This window comes from Pseudomonas aylmerensis, from assembly GCF_001702265.1.
Lineage (GTDB): Bacteria > Pseudomonadota > Gammaproteobacteria > Pseudomonadales > Pseudomonadaceae > Aquipseudomonas > Aquipseudomonas aylmerensis.
Genome location: NZ_MAUE01000017.1, coordinates 62,524 through 78,475, shown reverse-complemented (window position 1 = coordinate 78,475; position 15,952 = coordinate 62,524). Strand labels below are relative to the sequence as shown.

The window sequence follows — 15,952 nt, the reverse complement described above, 5'->3', positions numbered from 1 at the left end:
CGTCACCTGCGCCTGGGCACCCTCCTGGCACTTTGTACAAAAATCGTTTGCAATCGAACAAATTGTATTTTAATTGTATTGCCACCTGAATCCGGAGGCGACATGAAAATAACAATCGTAGGGCTCGGCGAAGTGGGCCGTTGCTATGCCCAGGCCCTGGCCAATACCACCACGGCGCAATTGCTGCTGTGTGAGCAACGCATTGCCCCGGCAGCGCAGACACTGGCGGATAACATCGGCGTGCCGATCCACTCATCCATCGGCGCGTGGCTGGCTGACTCGGACTGCGTCCTGTCCTGCGTGGTGGGCACCCAGTCGCTGGAGGTCACCCGCGAATGCCTGGCGCACCTCAAGCCCGGCGCCCTGTTCGCCGACCTCACCACCGCCGCGCCCGAACGCAAACGGATCGCTGCAGAGGAAGCCGCACAGCAACAGATCGATTACGTCGACGTGGCGATCATGGGCGCCATTGCCTACCTGCGCGAACAGACCCCGCTGCTGTGTGCCGGCGCCAAGGCCGATGCGCTGGTCGAATTGTTGAACGCGGCCGGTGCCCGTGCACGCGCCCTGCCGGCCAGCCAGCCGGGGGATGCGATCACCCTGAAGATCCTGCGCAGCGTGTTCACCAAAGGCATGGAGGCCCTGGCCGTGGAAGTGCTGCTGGCCGCCGAGCGCCAGCAATTGCGGGGGGCGCTGTACGAAGTGCTGGCCGATATCGACCAGGCGCCCCTGCCCGCCTTCCTCGAAATGCTGGTGTCGACCCATGTGGTGCATGCCACGCGGCGCCTGCACGAAGTCGAAGACGCCGAGCGCCAGCTCGCCTCGCTGGGCATCGCCAGCAGCGTGCTCGGTGGCGTGCGCCAGCGCTTCAGCCACAGCAGCCAGGGCCTGGCGGTTGAGCCGATCAGCGAAGAAAAACCCAGCCTCGACCAGGCACTCGCCTGGCTGGGCCGCCACACCCCTGCCGCCTGAAAAACCGACCTTCAATAAAAACGGAAAGCATCATGCCTATCACCCAAGACCAACTCGACACCCTCAAGCAATTGGGCACCGCCACCATCCACGAAGCCCAGGGCCAGACAGGCGCGCTGGACAGCGGACTGCGCCCGGTCGACCCGAGCCTGCGCCTGGCCGGCCCGGCCCTGACGGTGGATTGCCGCCCCGACGACAACCTGGCCATCCACTACGCCCTGACCAAGGCCAAGCCCGGCGACGTGCTGGTGGTGGACGCGAAGGGCTTCATGGAAGCGGGGCCCTGGGGCGATCTGTTGACCCTGGCCTCGCAGAAACTCGGCATCGTCGGCCTGGTGATGAACGGCGCCGTGCGTGACGCCAACGCCATCATCGAAATGGGCTTCCCGACCTTCTCGCGCGGCCTGAGCATCAAGGGCACCAACAAGTGCCAACCGGGCAAGGTCAACGTACCTATCGTGATCGGCGGCGTGCACATCAATCCAGGCGACATTATTGTCGGCGACCGCGACGGCCTGGTGGTGGTGGAGCAGTCTCGGGTCGAGGAAGTGATTCGCCTGAGCCGCAATCGCGAGGACAAGGAAGATGGCATTCGTGCGGGGCTGGAAGCCGGCAAAAGCACCGTGGATCTGCTGGGGCTGGCACCGACGCTGGAAAAATTCGGCATGCGTTGAGGTCGGCCGATTCGCCGCTAATGACGGTCAATCGCCAGGCAGAATAAAGGCGCTCCAAGGAGCGCCTTCATTCATTTCACCTTACTGCTCGCCGATGGATTTCACATCGGCCTTGGCAGCACCGCCAATCGCGATGCGTTTCGGCTTGGCTTCCTCCGGCACCACCCTGAGCAGGTCGATGCTCAGCAGGCCATTGGCGAGCTGCGCGCCCTGCACTTCGATGTGGTCGACCAGGCGGAACGACAAACGGAATGCCCGCTGGGCAATACCCTGGTGCAGGTAAGTGATGCCCTCATTGTGTTCGCGCTTGCCGCCGGCGACGGTCAACACACCTTTTTCCACCTGGATGTCCAGGTCGTCCTCCACCAGGCCGGCAGCCGCGATGACAATGCGATAGTGATCATCACCGTGCTTCTCGACATTGTGCGGTGGGTAGGTCGTACCGGCCTCGCTGCGAAGCGCCGATTCAAAAAGGTCGTTGAAACGATCAAAGCCAACGGAGTGGCGGAACAGTGGGGCCAACGAAAGCGTAGTAGCCATTGCAAAATCTCCTGAGTTTTCTCCAAGTGATTTGAGCCGCGACCCGTCTTCGGCATCGCGTAAAACCTAAATAGGTTCAGGGGGGAAAATTTCAAGCGGCGAAACGATACTTTTTTTAGCGTGATTGCAGGGGGGGGTCATAACGTTAACGCCGACACGCCAAGCCGACGCCATTCAAAAGATTTTCTCCCTCGGAACAGGCACACGACACTGCCTGTCGCTTCACCTATAGAGGATAACTTCAACGTCTATTTTCCAGCGTGGGGTGTCATCTATGAAGGCTCTAGCCTGCTTTGCCATCGGCGTAGTTGTCGGTGTGGTCGTGATGAAAAATAACCAAGCGTTTGAGGAATTGAAGAAAGAACTTGAGCGCGAAAAGCATCGCAACCCTCCCTCAGGCGTCGCGTGATGCAAACACAGTGATGGCAGACTGCCCTTGGCTAGACAGGCGGTTAGTGTTAAAACGCCATCAATGGAATTGCTTGCAAGTTGCCCAGCGCCTGCGAGCCATCAAGGTTGATTCGAGCATTGTCGTCCTATGTCAGATCCAAAAGACCGGCTGTTCAGGCACTTGGCCCTGCTACGCCTGATCCCACGCGAACCGCGCAGTATCTCCACCGCGCAGCTGTTGCAAAAACTCAAGGCCGAACAATTCGACCTCGACCTGCGCACCCTGCAACGTGACCTGACCGGGCGGCTAGGCCTGGACTTTCCTTTGCTCTGTGACGAAAGCCAACGTCCCTATCGCTGGAGTTTTCCCAAGGATACGCCGCAATTCGATCTGCCAGCTCTCGATACGCCAACAGCACTGGCGTTTGCCCTGGCCGAAAGCCACTTGGGCAAACTACTGCCACCCTGTGTATTGAAATTGCTAGCCCCCCATTTCGAGTTGGCACAACGTCAACTTCAGAGCTTGCAGCACAACACCCTGGCGCACTGGGCAAAGCGCGTACGTGCCCTGCCCAATGGCAAAGCACTGCAACCGGCAACAGTGAACGATGCCGTGTGGTCCCAGGTCGCCACAGCGCTGCTCGAAGCACGACAACTTGAAATCGTGTACCAGAGCCGCAGCAAGGGCAATGACAAATGTTTGCGCATCCATCCCGCCGGGATGGTTTCACGACATTCGGTGAGCTATCTCCTGGGCACGGTCGTGGGTTACAGCGACGTGCGCCAATTTGCCTTGCATCGCATCCAACAAGCGACGTGCCTGGAAGTAGCGGCACAAGATCAGCCTGGCTTCGAAATCGATCATTACCTCCACGGCGGCAGCTTTAACAGCACCGGCCCGGTCGCGCAACACTCAATGATTGCCGACGTAGCCCCGACAATTGCCTGGCTGCTGAAAGAGACGCCGCTGAGCGCCGAACAAACTCTTACACCCCTGCCAGGAACTGATTGGCAACGGTTGCAGGCCCGCGTACCGATGTGTCTATGGTACGACAGCTGAATGATTTCATGACATGAGAGCCTGATCGTTCAGAGCGCTTTTTGAGTGTCTGCTTCTGGCCGATAGCTGCCTTTCGCGAAGGGCAGCTCAGGGTCGATAGCACCCGTCGTGACGGGTAGCTACTACGGGCCGGAAGCTACCGCTGTGCCCTATCGGCAGCTAGTGCACTACCAATGATAACCAAGCCCCAACGTAAGTCCGAAATCTCCCTGCGCGGTGCCCGCACCTGTCGCACGATAGGTCCACTTCCCACCCCTGGAGCGCGCCGTCAATCCGATGGCCAAAGCGGGCTCACCCTCGTACACAGCCGTTGCCATTGCCACCATCGACTTGCCCGGCGAGGACGCGACCGGTAACCCGGCGGTGGCCATCACCGCCGCAATACCGGCGTACACGTCCTGCCGCAGGCTGCTGACGCTACGGTCGGTATAGGCGTTTGCCTCAGTTAGCGACCGATTGGTAGCTTGGTTCGAAAGCCGCGTTGCCTGGCGGAAATTGACAGCGTCCGTGCCTTGCGCAGCCTCGGCTGCATGACTGATCTGACGCTCGGCGCCATACGCACCGACTGCCACGCTACTAGCACGTGTGGCTTGGGAACCCGCCCCCAGCGCCACGCTATTTGTCGCGTTGGCGCCTGCTTGCGAACCCAGCGCAGTACTGTGTTTCACCTGAGCAGTGGCGCCAGCACCGGTGGCGACACTGCGCTCGCCTTCGGCTTGAGTCTGTGCCCCGAGCGCAACCGATTGGCTATCCGGACGCGTGGATACATTGTCGCCGGCTTCGCTCGCATCCACGGCAATGCCGGAAGACTGCTGGCCCAATTGCTTGGTCTGCTGATTCACTGCCTCCAGTTGGCGCCCGTTGACGGCATCAAGGCTGGTGGAACTGACCTCGCCGTCCTCAACGCCACCAACCATGCGCGAGCCTTGGCTGCCACTGATGTCGACGTGGGTCCCATCAGCAATGCCGGCCAACTGTATGTCACGACTGACCGGATCCTGGCGGGCATGCCCCACCTCACCGCTGTCCATTTGCTTGCGCAGTGTTTCAGCTTGCGCACTGACGGCATTCGATTGGTTGTCGGTAGCCACCATACGGTCATCGAGTAGACCGAATGCCTGCCCAATGGAGTCGACCTTGATCGACTGAGCCTCGGCACCGTTCTCGCCAGACTGCGTCACTGCGTAGGTGGAAGGACTCGTCGAACCGTCGGCGTTCACATTCGCGGCGCCGCCCATGGCAGTAGCCAGGAACTCGTCATGTACTTTAGCGGCGCTCTGGATGTGCCCGAGAACCGTTTCGCCTTGGGCGATACCTTGCAGCCTGGCGGCTGACTGGTCCGCGACCTGGCCGGCAAGAGTCGCACTGGCGTGTGCTGCGACGGCGCCATCATGGGCAGTTGCAGCGGCGGATTGTGCGGCCTCGGCACTGCCCTTGGCCGCCTCCGCGCGGCTCTGTGCAATGGCAGCGACGCCAGTCGCACCGACGGCCACGCTTTGCGCCTGGTCAGCCATGGTTTTCCCAGCCTGGGCAACACTCTGGGCTGCCACCGCCGTACGATCAACGTCATCCAACTGGCCCTTGTTCACCGCATCAGCCTGTGCGCTACCGGAAGCCAACCGGGCGATGCGAGCCGGCTCGCTGGCTGAACTGCGGCCTGCGTTGTAGACCCCGTCAATACCACTCCACTGCAAGGTGTCATCGCGCAGGCCCTGGATGTTATCCACCAACGCGTCCAGCTCAGTGGCCTGGGTACGCACGGCATCGTTGAGCGTGGAGAGATTGCCCGCCACCGCGTGCAGCGCCTCACCTGCATTGTCGTGGCTGGTTGCAGGCTGAGCACTGCCAGCGGCTGCGATCATGGGGATGTTATAGCCAGGTGCCGTGGGCTGGCCTTCAGCGTCCACGGTAGCGCCACCTCCAAGCAGCCGAGTGATGGTCTCGCGACTCAGGCCCGCAGCTGCTTTTACCGCCGAGTCCAGGCGCTCTACCACCGTTTGCCCGCCGTCCAGGCCGCCGAGCTGAACCGCAGCCACATCAGCGGTGGACCGAGCGGCGTTGGCAGTACTCTGGGCATTATCGGCCGTGCGCTGAGCGACCGAAGCGACGCCCAACGCCGTGTCGGCTGTCGTTTGTGCAGCAGCGGCACGATGACTTGCCTGCGTCGCGACGCCTTGCGCCTGGTCGGCGTCTGACTGCGCTACGACGGCGACACTCATCGCATCGATGCTGGCGCTGTTCGCTTGCTGTGCTGTGGTGTGGGCGGTGTCGGCCATACGCTGTGCCGTGTTTGCCGCATCCAGAGACGCGTTGGCGCGGCTCTGGGCAGCCAGGGCCTTCTGATTGACCTGCGAGGCGCTCAGCAACGCATGGTCGGCGGCGCTCTGCGCGGTCTGCGCAGCCGTTTGAGCAGTGGATGCCGCACCCAACGCAGCTTCAGCGTTGGCTTGAGTCTCCAGCGCGGCATGCTGTGTGCCGGACGCCGCGGCGGAAGCGGTGTCGGCACTGCTTTGGGCCGCCCGGGCAGAAGCCTGCGCGACGGTGGCGACGCCTAGCGCCCGGCTGGCGGTAGTGTCGGCAGCGCTGGCTGCTTCTTGTGCTGTCGACGCGACGCCCAATGCGGTATCGGCGCTGTTGCGTGCGGCCATGGCAGTGATATTCGCACTGGCAGCCGAGCCCTGCGCAGCGCCTGCAGTGTTTTGCGCGGCATCCGCAGACCGCTGCGCCTGCAAGGCTGAAGACAACGCGAGGTCGGCAGTGCCTTGTGCCCCGTCGGTGGTGGCCTTTGCGTTTTCCAGCGCGCCCAACGCGCTGTCTGCACCACGCTGTGCGACGTCGGCCAGGTCTTGAGCAGAAACGGCGGTGTCGTGAGCGTTTTTTGCGGTCCCTTGGGCATTCTGCGCATCGGTTTGCGCTGTGACGGCCGCTACACCTGCCGTGTCAGCTGTCTGCCGGGCGGTGGCTGCCGTTGTCTGGGCGGCGATCGCCGCGTTCAGTGCGGCGTTGGCTGAAACCTGCGCCGAGTCGACCGCGCTGAGTACGCCAGCAGCCGTGTCCTGGGCTCTGTCAGCCATGTCCTTAGCAACCTCACCGGCACCCTGGGCGGTCGACGCGACCCCCGCGGCCCGATCGGCGATTTCACGAGCGGCAGCCGCTGCATCCTGTACCGCGTTCGCGGCGCTCAGTGTCTGGTCGGCAGTGGCTTGCGCGGTTTCAGCGGCCACGTCGGCCTCCCTGCCCACGAGCAAGGCCGCATCCGCAGCGCGCTGTGCACCATCGGCCCTCTCCTGTGCACTTGAAGCCGCAGTGGCAGCCTGGTCCGTCCGGTCTTGTGCATCCGCTGCAGCGGCCTGCGCCGAAGTGACCGCATCCGAGACGGCATCAGCCGAGCGCAGGGCAGCTGTCGCGGCAGCTGCAGCCTTGTCCACGACATCTCCCACTTCCTTGACACGGGTTTGCGCCGCGCTGGCCAGAGCCTGCGCCGTCGTAGCGCTGGCGTGTGCCTGCGTGGCGGCGCCTTGGGCGGTCTGGGCCGAATGCTGAGCGCTTGCGGCAGCAACGTCGGCACGCTCAGCTACCGCCTGCGCGTTGGCGGCGGTCGTACCGGCCTTGCTGGCGGCGCTTGCCGCCGCACCGGCGCTGACCTGGGCCAGATTGGCGGCGGCGAGTGCGCCAGTTGCCTCCTGGGATGCATTGTTGGCCCGCGCCAACGATGAGTCGGCGGCATCCTTTACCGCCAACGACACCTGACGAGCGTTGTCCACGGCAGCATAGGCGGTGTCGGCCGCTTGTTGTGCGCGCATCGCGCTGCTTTCAACAGCGTCCAACTGACCTTTGTTGACGGCGTCGGTTGCCGCTACGCCGGCAGCCATATTGATAATCGAGGTGGGCACGCCGGCGTCCCTGTCGGCGTCATACGCACCGGTCTGTGGGTTCCAGTAGAACCTCTTGGTCGCCCTCAACACTTGGGCTTTTTCCGAGATATCCATGACGGAATCGAACACTTCCCCCATGCGCCCATCAGTGACTTTGTGCGCCTTATCCAAGGCCGCCAGCGACCCCAGCAGCGTGGTGGGTGGCGGTGTTCCCTGGGCGAGGCTGGTCAGCGCAAGCGGTGCCGACACTATCCGGTTGCCCTGGGCCAACGGGCCGCCCCCCAAGGCCTGAGCCACCGACTCAGCGGCCGTGGTCTCACGTGTGCCGAGACGGCGGATCGCCTCATATCCCGAGAACAACTGGGTACCATTAATGGCATCTGTACTCGTGGCGTTCACCGCCCCTGGAGCTACAAAAATCCATTGGCGCAATCGCGCCGCACTGCCGCCGCTGACCGTGCCGACCGCGCTGTTGCGATCGAAGGAGTAGACGCGTCCATTGAGGGTCACGGCCGCAACTTCGCGCAGATCGTCAGTGGCCGAGAAGCTGCCGAGCGCGACACTCGCCCTCTGGGGGGCCTGGGCGCTGTAACCAAGTGCCAGGCTTTCCAAGTTGGATGCGCTCGCGCTCCTGCCGATCGCTACCGAGTTGTCCCCTCGTGATACTGCGAATCGCCCGCCGGCGAACGAACTCGCACCGCCCGCCTGCGCGCTCGCGCCGAGTGTAGTGGCATACTCACCTGAAGCAGTGGATGCCGAACCGAATGCAGTACTGAACGTATTGGAGGCCGTAGCGGTATTGCCGAACGACAGCGCATAGGGGTTCCGGGCCCTGGCGGTAAGACCTAAGGCCATGGTCCAGGCGGCCGTACTCTGGGCACCGCGGCCGAAGGCAAAGCCGTTATCAGTGACAACCGGGGCGCCAACTTCGATGCCGGAATGGCCAATCGCGATGCTGCCGTTGACACCTCCCAACATCAGCCGCCCACTGTTGATATACAGCTCCCCGCCCAAGGAAAGCGAGGTTGCACCAACACCCGGCGTTTCTGACGGCCGATAGAACATCACGCTCTCGGTTTGACCACCCTTGGCGTTCGAGTCGCACTGCCCCGACTGACCATCCTTGAAATTCAAGTTTTCGTTCAAATAGGCTCTGTCGGCCCCGGTGCCTGCAGTATAAGTATTTTGGGGGTCATTGAGACTGACGCATTCGCCGCTGTCATTCGCATTGATGTGTACACCGTTGCCTGCACGGGCATCAGACACGCCCAGCAGCGCCGAAACCCCGGTAAGGGTCAGCAGGCCGAGAGTCGGCCAACCGCGTGATGTGACCGCAAACTCGGGGCAGTAGAAGCCGCGAATGAGGGAGCGAAGTGAGTTGAGAGGAACAGCATGCGGACAAGCGACCTGCGAATCGAAACGCAATGTGACTTTCACGATGACTTACCTGAGACATTGACGGATGCGTCGAACCGAAACAAGGCACCACGGCAATCCGATGGCTGAGACGGGTTCCACGAATGGTAGCCGCTACGACAGCGGGCAATGATTACTGAGGGTTATTGTGGACAGTGAGGCTGGTGGAGAACATCGGACTGCTCCTAAATCGGCAGGGAGGGTCAGACCCTCGACCTGCCGATATCAGGACCTACCATTCGTAACCCACGCCAACCGCCAGCCCGACACTTCCTTGGGCACTGCCCGAACCATTGGCCTTGTACGCCCAACGACCATCCTCGGTGCGCCCCGAGAGGCCGACGGCCAAGGCTGATTGCCCCTCGTAGACCGACGTTCCCATGGCCACCATGCTCCTGCCCGGTGTCGACGCCACAGGTAAGGCTGCCATGGCCATCGCTGACGCGATGCCGGCGTAGGCATCCTGACGCACTGCACTGATCTGGCTGTCGGTATAGGCATTGGCCTGTCGTAGGGTACGGTCAGCGGCCTGGTTGGAGATCTGCGTGGCCTGGCCGAGATTGACGACATCGGTCGCCTCGCTGGCGGCTGCTACGTTGGTGATTTGCCGCTCCGCACCCGCCGCACCCACTGAGACGGTATTCGCCCGCTGGGCCTGGGAGCCGGCGCCAAGCGCGACGCTGCTCGGCGCATCGGCCTTGGCACCAGCCCCCAGTGCAGTGCTGCGAGGCGCTTGGGCCACAGCACCTGCCCCCACCGCAACGCTGCGCTCACTGCCGGCCTGGGCGTTGGCCCCGATAGCCACGGCCTTGCTACCCGGCGACACCGTTGCCTTTTCATTGCCTTGGGTGTCAACGGCGATGCCGGAGGCTCGTTGCATCAACTGCTTGACCTGCCGGTCGACGGCGTGGAGTTGTCGGCCATTGACGACATCGGTGCTGTCGACGCTCAAGGCACCCTCCTTCACACCCGTCAGAACACGAGGTCCCTGCGTACCCGTGAGATCGACACGAACGCCGTCAGTGTCGCGCGCCACCTGAATTTCCCGGTTGAGGGAGTCCTGGCGAACCAGGCCGACCTGACCGTTGTTCACCTGCTCGCGCAAGCTGCCCATGTTCGCTGTGGCCTTGTCGGCCTTGGCGTTGACTGCATTCAGCGACGCGTCGAGTGTTTCGATCGCCTGCCCGACGTTGCCGGCCTGGACCTGACCAACCGGGCCACCCTCAGAGTCGATCCGGGTCACAGCGTAGGCCGGTGGTTTCATGGAACCATCCGCGTTGACAGCAGCGCCACCGCCCAGCGCATCAGCCAATGCCTGTCGGCCTGCGTGGTTCGCTGACTGTATGCGATCAAGCACGGTTTCACCCTCCTCCAGCCCCTGCAATTGCGCTGCTGCGCGCTCCGCCACCTGGCCAACCTGACTGGCGAATGTGTGAGCAGCGTTTGCGGCCTCACGTGCGTCAGCAGCAGTGCCGCCAGCGGTATCGGCAGCATATTGCGCGGCATCAGCGGCGGTCTGGGCGAAGGCAGCAGCAACCATCGCGCCATCCGCCGTCCCCTGGGCCCGAACCGCTGCCGCCCGGGCTGCGTCAGCGGCGCTGCCGGCCTGCGATGCGGTGGTCGCGACGGTATCGAGCTGCCCCTTGTTGACGGCATCGCTTGGTGCAACACCGGCCGCCAGGTTACCGATGCGTGCCGGCTCACTGCGGTCCGCGCCACGCCCCGCGGTATAAGCGCCGCTGGCCTCGTCCCACACAACGCTATCGTCACGCAGGGCCCGGACGTCCTCACCCAAGGCGCTGAGTGCCGCGCCCTGGCGGTTCACGGCGGCGTTGACTGTGCCGGCATTGTGGTCCAAAGCCGTTAGGGCAGCGCCCACGTTGTCATGGAGTTGAGGAGCGGGCTGGATGCTGCCATCGGCATTGATCTGACTGATGGCATAGGCCGGCGACGTCGGCTGGCCATCGCTACCCACGGTGGAACCTCCTCCCAGAGCCTTGGCAACGAACTCACTGGCTACACCTGCGGCGCTTCGGATAGCCGCGTCAATGCGCTGGACGACCGTCTGGCCGTCGTCCAGGCCCTTGAGCTGGCCGGTGGTGATATCGGCGGTGGCCTTGGCCGCATCAGCGGTGTGTTGGGCGGCGACCGCCCCGTTCTGGGCATTGCTTGCGGCGTCCAAAGCGTTGTCGGCGCTGGCCTGTGACGTTGTCGCGGCCTGCAGAGCATCGTTTGCCGAGCGACCGGCGGCGTCCGCCGTGCTCTGGGCCTTGTCTGCCGCGTTGCGCGCAGACGAGGCCGAAGCCAGGGCGGTATCGGCGGAACCCTGGGCGGCTTCAGCGGTTTTCTGCGCGCCGGAAGCCGAACTTAATGCCGTATCCGCCGTGCCTTGGGCAGCATCTGCGGCGTGCTGTGCCCGGGCCGCCGAAGCCAATGCGCCGTCAGCGGTACCCTGGGCGTTACCGGCCGCGCTTTGCGCGCTGGCTGCAGCGATCAGCGCTGCATCGGCCGTGCCTTGGGCCTTCTCGACCGCCTGATGCGCCGTGGAGGCCGTGCTCAGCGCCTGGTCTGCGGTGGATTTGGCGGCGTCGGCCGTGCGCTGTGCCGTGGAGGCAGCACCAAGGGCGGTGTCCGCCGTGCCTTGCGCGGCATTTGCGGCCTGTTGTGCACCAGCCGCCGAACTGACGGCGGTATCCGCGCGATCCTGAGCCGATTGAGCGGCAGTCTGCGCCCCTGTCGCCGTTGCCAATGCCGAATCCGCCGCGCTTTGGGCCGCGTTGGCGGATTGCCCGGCACCCTCGGAGGCGCTGAGCGCCTGATTGGCTGTAAGCTGCGCGGCATCGGCGCTTTTCTGCACCACGGCGGCCTTGTCCAGCGCCGTCTTAGCGGTGCCTTGGGCCACGTCGGCAGCCTTGTGAGAGCTGGCGGCTGCAGCCAAGGCGGCATCGGCGGAGCCCTGGGCGGCCGTAGCGGTTTCGCCGGCTCGAACAGCCGTGCCCAACGCCGTATCGGCAGAACCCTGCGCAGCATTCGCGGCTTGTTGGGCGCTGGAGGCCGTGGTCAGCGCGGTATCGGCAGTGCCTTGGGCCGTCGCGGCGCTTTTTTGCGCTTCAGACGCCGAACTCAGTGCCGTGGTGGCTGCCCCTTGTGCGGCTTCGGCCGTCGTCTGGGCAGTGACTGCCGAGCCCAGGGCCGTGTTGGCGACACCCTGTGCGGTTTCGGCCGTCTGTTGTGCAGTCGCAACGGCCTCTTGCGCCTGTTCGGCGGTTCTCCGGGCAGAGTCTGCAGTTTTCTGGGCGTCAGCCGCGGAGTCCAGCGCTGTACTGGCCGTCCCTTGCGCCGCGCCTGCGCTCTTTTCGGCGCTGTCGGCCTTGGCCAAAGCGGCATCGGCAGCTGCTCGCACACCGTCTGCCGCCTTACGGGCATCATCGGCACCGGCCAACGCCGAGCTCGCCTTGCCCTCTGCTGCCTCTGCAGTTCGCTGCGCCGTCGTTGCGGAATTCGCCGCCACGTCCGCTGCCGCCTGTGCGGCCTGAGCCATTTGCTGCGCGCCGCTTGCCGACCCCAGTGCCGAGCTGGCAGTGCCTTGGGCGGCATCAGCTGTCGCCTGTGCGGTTGATGCGGCTCCCAGCGCGGCAGTAGCAGAGCCTTGCGCGGTGTCTGCGGTTTTCTGTGCTGCATCGGCCGAGCTGGCGGCATCCTTGGCGGTGCTCTGCGCATTATCTGCAGTTGCCCGTGCTCCCGCCGCCGTTTGCAGGGCCGCGTCGGCCCCCTGTTGCGCTGTATTTGCCGTTTTGCGGGCTTCGTCGGCGGTGGCCTGCGCCGCGCTGGCACCAGCCAGCGCGCTACCGGCAAGGCTGTTCGCATTGTTGGCGGTACTTTCCACTGCGTCCAACTGGCCCTTATTTACCGCGTCAGTTGCAACCACACCTGCAGCCACATTGGCAATCCGGTTCTCAGGGCGGGTGCCTTCGCTGGCCGTGTAAGCCTGCTGGTCCTCGCTCCAACGCAGGTATTTCTCGGCCATCGCCAAGCGGACTTGCTCTGCCGTTTCGTTGGCCAGTTGATCGACATCATTCAAGGCTTCCTGCGTACCTTTATGGGCCTGATCCAGGGCCTTGATCGCCCCCACCACCGATGTGGGCTGTGCCACGCCAGTACCCAGGCTGGTCAGGGAAAAGGCCGGCAGCACCACTTTGCCGTCCTTGACCGCAGTACCCTCACCGAGGGCATCCGCCACGGACTGAGTGGCCACCAACTCTCGATCCCCGAGCTTCTGGATCGCATCGTATGCAACGAATAACTGGGCGCCATTGACGCCATCGGTGCTGGTGTTGCTTACCGCCCCGGGGGCCATGTTGATCAGTTGGCGAGTCTGGCTGGCATTACCAAGGCTGACCACGCCCATGGCCGACGTACTATCGACACTGTAGGCAGTGCCATTGATCGTCACCGGCGCAACCGCCTTCAGGTTTTGCGTCGTTGAGCCACTGCCCAGTGCAACGCCGTAATTATGTTGCGCGCTGGCCTTGTTGCCCAAGGCAACCCCTTCATTACTGCTGGCCGTAACGCTGGCCTCGGAGCCCACCGCAACGCTGTGGGTGCCGTCCGCTTTGGCGTCGCGACTCGCGGCAAAAGCCCCGCCGCCACTGGCCGATGCACCGGCGCCCACAGCCGTGGCCCGCTCTCCCGCCGCCGTCGTATTTGCGCCGATAGCCGTGGCGTACTGATTCGAGGCCTGGGCGTTATAGCCGAATGCGTGGGCATAGTCAGCCAGGGACTTGGCCTGGAACCCCGCCGCCATGCCCCAGCGGCCGAGGCCTTGGGCCCCATGACCAATGGCAGCCCCGTCGGCGCTGGCTTGAGTACTCTCGTTACCAATCGCCATATTGCCGCCGGGCTGCCCGAGGATCACCCGACCGCTGTTGACGAACAGTTCGCCGCCCAGGGTCAGAGAGGTCGCCCCTACGCCAGAAACGCCCCCTGGACGGTAAAACAGTACCGAATCGGTCTGCGAACCCTTAGTCGCGGAATTACACTTGCCCGAGGCCTGATCCTTGAAGATCAGGTTTTGCGCCAGATACGTCGTGGCATTGCCATCGTTGTTCTGCGGATCATTCAAACTTACGCACTGGCCGTCCGCATTCGCGTTGATGTGCACACCATTCCCGGCATGGGCTGGTGCACTCAGCAATGCCGTTATGCCGGTCAGGGTCATGACCCCCCATATCGCCCAATCCAGTTGAGGGCGTGGTGACTGACAAGCACCAGGTGCATGGCAATAACGCATGCGAACCCAGTAGCGAATCGGATTTAACGGAGCTGATAGCAGGAACGCAAACGGCAAGACTGAACGCGACGTGACTTTCACAATAACTCACCCTGTAGCACACACATCGTCAGGTATGAGGCCTCACGAAGTGACATTGAAGCGCAGAAACAACAGCTGTCGGCGACAGCGTGCATGCACTCGTTCTGTAATGCCCGCACATGCTGCGAGCCGCCATGAATCGGGGTGAATTCTGTAGAGCGCTCGCAAATACCGATATCGGACTGCTCTTAAATTTCGGATCAGCGCAGACCGGAACCCGGACAGGGTTCAGCCACGATTTAGTCCCAGTCTTATATTTCTCTCACACCGCCTTTGCTCAAATGTGGCCTCACTACAACCACCGAGCATCAACAGATGGCAGCCCAAGTCATCGTTCCCTCCGAGCGCGCCCTGCAAAGCCTGGTCATCCTGGCCAGTGACGAGCAGTACGCCCATCGCGTAGCCACGCAGCTCAACGGGAGCCCCCTTTTTCATATCGAACACATCGATTCGTTGAGCGAGTTAATGACACGCTTGCGCAAGCAGCCTGTCGACATCATCGTCGCGCAGGTTCACGCCGACCATGTCGACAGCTTGATGCTGCCGTGCTGTGTCAGCGACCTGAATGCTTCCGGGCTGCTTTGCAGCATTCCGCATATCGTCTGGACCGCCCAGCAACAATCCGAGCTTGCGCTCACCCCCGGTTTACTGACCGCTGGTGTTGAGCAGGGCTGGACCCACACCCTTAATGGCGTCTCGAAGGCAGCCCTGGCTTCCCATGCACGCCTGGCCAGGGCTTCAGGTATTCGGGTAGAGATTGCTGTGGAGCAACAACCCGAGCAATTCCTGGCGGTAATCAGTCAACTGGCACATACCGCTCATCCGTCGCCGCGCAGTCCACACGAGGAAAAACTGGAGCAACTGCTGAATGACGATGAGGTGGTAGCAGCCCTCGCTACCGGCGAAGGATTAAGGGTGGTCTACCAGCCCCAATACGACCTGGCGACACGAACGATCGTCGGCGCGGAAGCCCTGATCCGCTGGCACCACCCACGTCATGGGGATGTGCCACCCTCGGTCCTGATCCCGATAATCAATCAGCTCGGGCTGGATCTATTGTTGTTCAGCTTTATCGAGAAGACCGTGATCGACACCCTGGGTAAGTTGAGCCGTGCAGGCATTGAAATCCCCATCGCCATTAACGCTTCAGCGCGAACGCTCTGCGCCTATGGCCTGGCCACACGGCTTGCGCAAAAAATGCATCGGGCGGGGTTGCCCTGTAAACGTCTCAAAATCGAGCTGACCGAAGACCTGGCGCCCGATAGCGAGCTGGCCCTCTCAGCCTCGATCACTGCTTTGCGCGCCAAAGGCTTTCCGGTGTCCCTGGACGACTTCGGTGCCGGCGCCGCGACGCTGTCCCTGCTGTCACGAATGCCATTCGATGAGATGAAGATTGACGGTGCCTTGGTGCGTGCGGTGGGCCAGTTCGCGCAATCGTCGGAAATCATCTCGGGTATCGTCGGTCTGGCCCAGTTATTCAATATCAACCTGATCACCGAGGGTATTGAAGATACCGAGACTATCGAGTTGCTGAGCAAGCTGGGCTGCAACACCGGGCAGGGCTTCGCCCTGGCCCGGCCCATGGAGAGCGATGTCTTCCTGAGCATGATCACCGCATAGGAATGCGTTCGCGTCCATTGAACCTGTAAACGTC

Annotated in this window: 8 protein-coding genes; 5 read left to right on the top strand and 3 right to left on the bottom strand. The window is 63.0% G+C overall.

Annotated features, from left to right (window positions below):
* Positions 1–102: 102 nt before the first annotated feature.
* Both BBG20_RS13725 and BBG20_RS13720 read left to right on the top strand, forming a co-directional pair.
* Positions 103–972: an NAD(P)-dependent oxidoreductase gene (locus tag BBG20_RS13725; protein ID WP_065904354.1), complete on the top strand. Its 870-nt coding sequence runs from the start codon at positions 103–105 to the stop codon at positions 970–972.
* On the top strand, positions 942–1,646 hold the full coding sequence (locus BBG20_RS13720) for a 4-carboxy-4-hydroxy-2-oxoadipate aldolase/oxaloacetate decarboxylase (protein ID WP_319025202.1): 705 nt from the start codon (positions 942–944) through the stop codon (positions 1,644–1,646). Before BBG20_RS13725 ends, BBG20_RS13720 begins: the two co-directional genes overlap by 31 nt.
* Before the next feature lie 81 nt (positions 1,647–1,727).
* Here the strand turns inward: BBG20_RS13720 and BBG20_RS13715 are convergent, their stop codons facing one another.
* Positions 1,728–2,186 carry an Hsp20 family protein gene (locus BBG20_RS13715; RefSeq protein ID WP_065904350.1) on the bottom strand — a complete coding sequence of 153 codons (459 nt, stop codon included), beginning with the start codon at positions 2,184–2,186 and terminating at the stop codon, positions 1,728–1,730.
* 274 nt (positions 2,187–2,460) lie between these two features.
* Between BBG20_RS13715 and BBG20_RS33325 the strand changes: the two genes are divergently transcribed.
* Complete coding sequence (locus tag BBG20_RS33325; RefSeq protein WP_256595071.1) at positions 2,461–2,595, top strand: hypothetical protein; 135 nt, start codon at positions 2,461–2,463, stop codon at positions 2,593–2,595.
* 219 nt (positions 2,596–2,814) lie between these two features.
* Entirely contained in the window at positions 2,815–3,636 is an 822-nt protein-coding gene (locus BBG20_RS13710; protein WP_226939939.1) for a helix-turn-helix transcriptional regulator, read from the top strand.
* A gap of 167 nt (positions 3,637–3,803) precedes the next feature.
* On the opposite strand, the gene BBG20_RS13705 is transcribed toward BBG20_RS13710, so the two are convergent.
* The gene (locus tag BBG20_RS13705; RefSeq protein WP_065904349.1) at positions 3,804–8,948 is read right to left on the bottom strand and encodes a YadA-like family protein; all 5,145 of its coding nucleotides are present in this window, start codon (positions 8,946–8,948) and stop codon (positions 3,804–3,806) included.
* A 211-nt stretch (positions 8,949–9,159) separates the two neighbouring features.
* Positions 9,160–14,145 carry a YadA-like family protein gene (locus BBG20_RS13700; protein ID WP_065904346.1) on the bottom strand — a complete coding sequence of 1,662 codons (4,986 nt, stop codon included), beginning with the start codon at positions 14,143–14,145 and terminating at the stop codon, positions 9,160–9,162.
* Positions 14,146–14,613: 468 nt separating this feature from the next.
* Here BBG20_RS13700 and BBG20_RS13695 point away from each other — a divergent pair, with 468 nt between their 5' ends.
* The gene (locus BBG20_RS13695; protein WP_065904344.1) at positions 14,614–15,918 is read left to right on the top strand and encodes an EAL domain-containing protein; all 1,305 of its coding nucleotides are present in this window, start codon (positions 14,614–14,616) and stop codon (positions 15,916–15,918) included.
* Positions 15,919–15,952 lie beyond the last annotated feature (34 nt).

Coding starts and splice junctions, on each gene's coding strand:
- BBG20_RS13725 (WP_065904354.1), top strand. CDS start 103: ATGAAAATAACAATCGTAGGGCTCGGCGAAGTGGGCCGTTGCTATGCC.
- BBG20_RS13715 (WP_065904350.1), bottom strand. CDS start 2,186: ATGGCTACTACGCTTTCGTTGGCCCCACTGTTCCGCCACTCCGTTGGC.
- BBG20_RS33325 (WP_256595071.1), top strand. CDS start 2,461: ATGAAGGCTCTAGCCTGCTTTGCCATCGGCGTAGTTGTCGGTGTGGTC.
- BBG20_RS13700 (WP_065904346.1), bottom strand. CDS start 14,145: ATGACCCTGACCGGCATAACGGCATTGCTGAGTGCACCAGCCCATGCC.
- BBG20_RS13695 (WP_065904344.1), top strand. CDS start 14,614: ATGGCAGCCCAAGTCATCGTTCCCTCCGAGCGCGCCCTGCAAAGCCTG.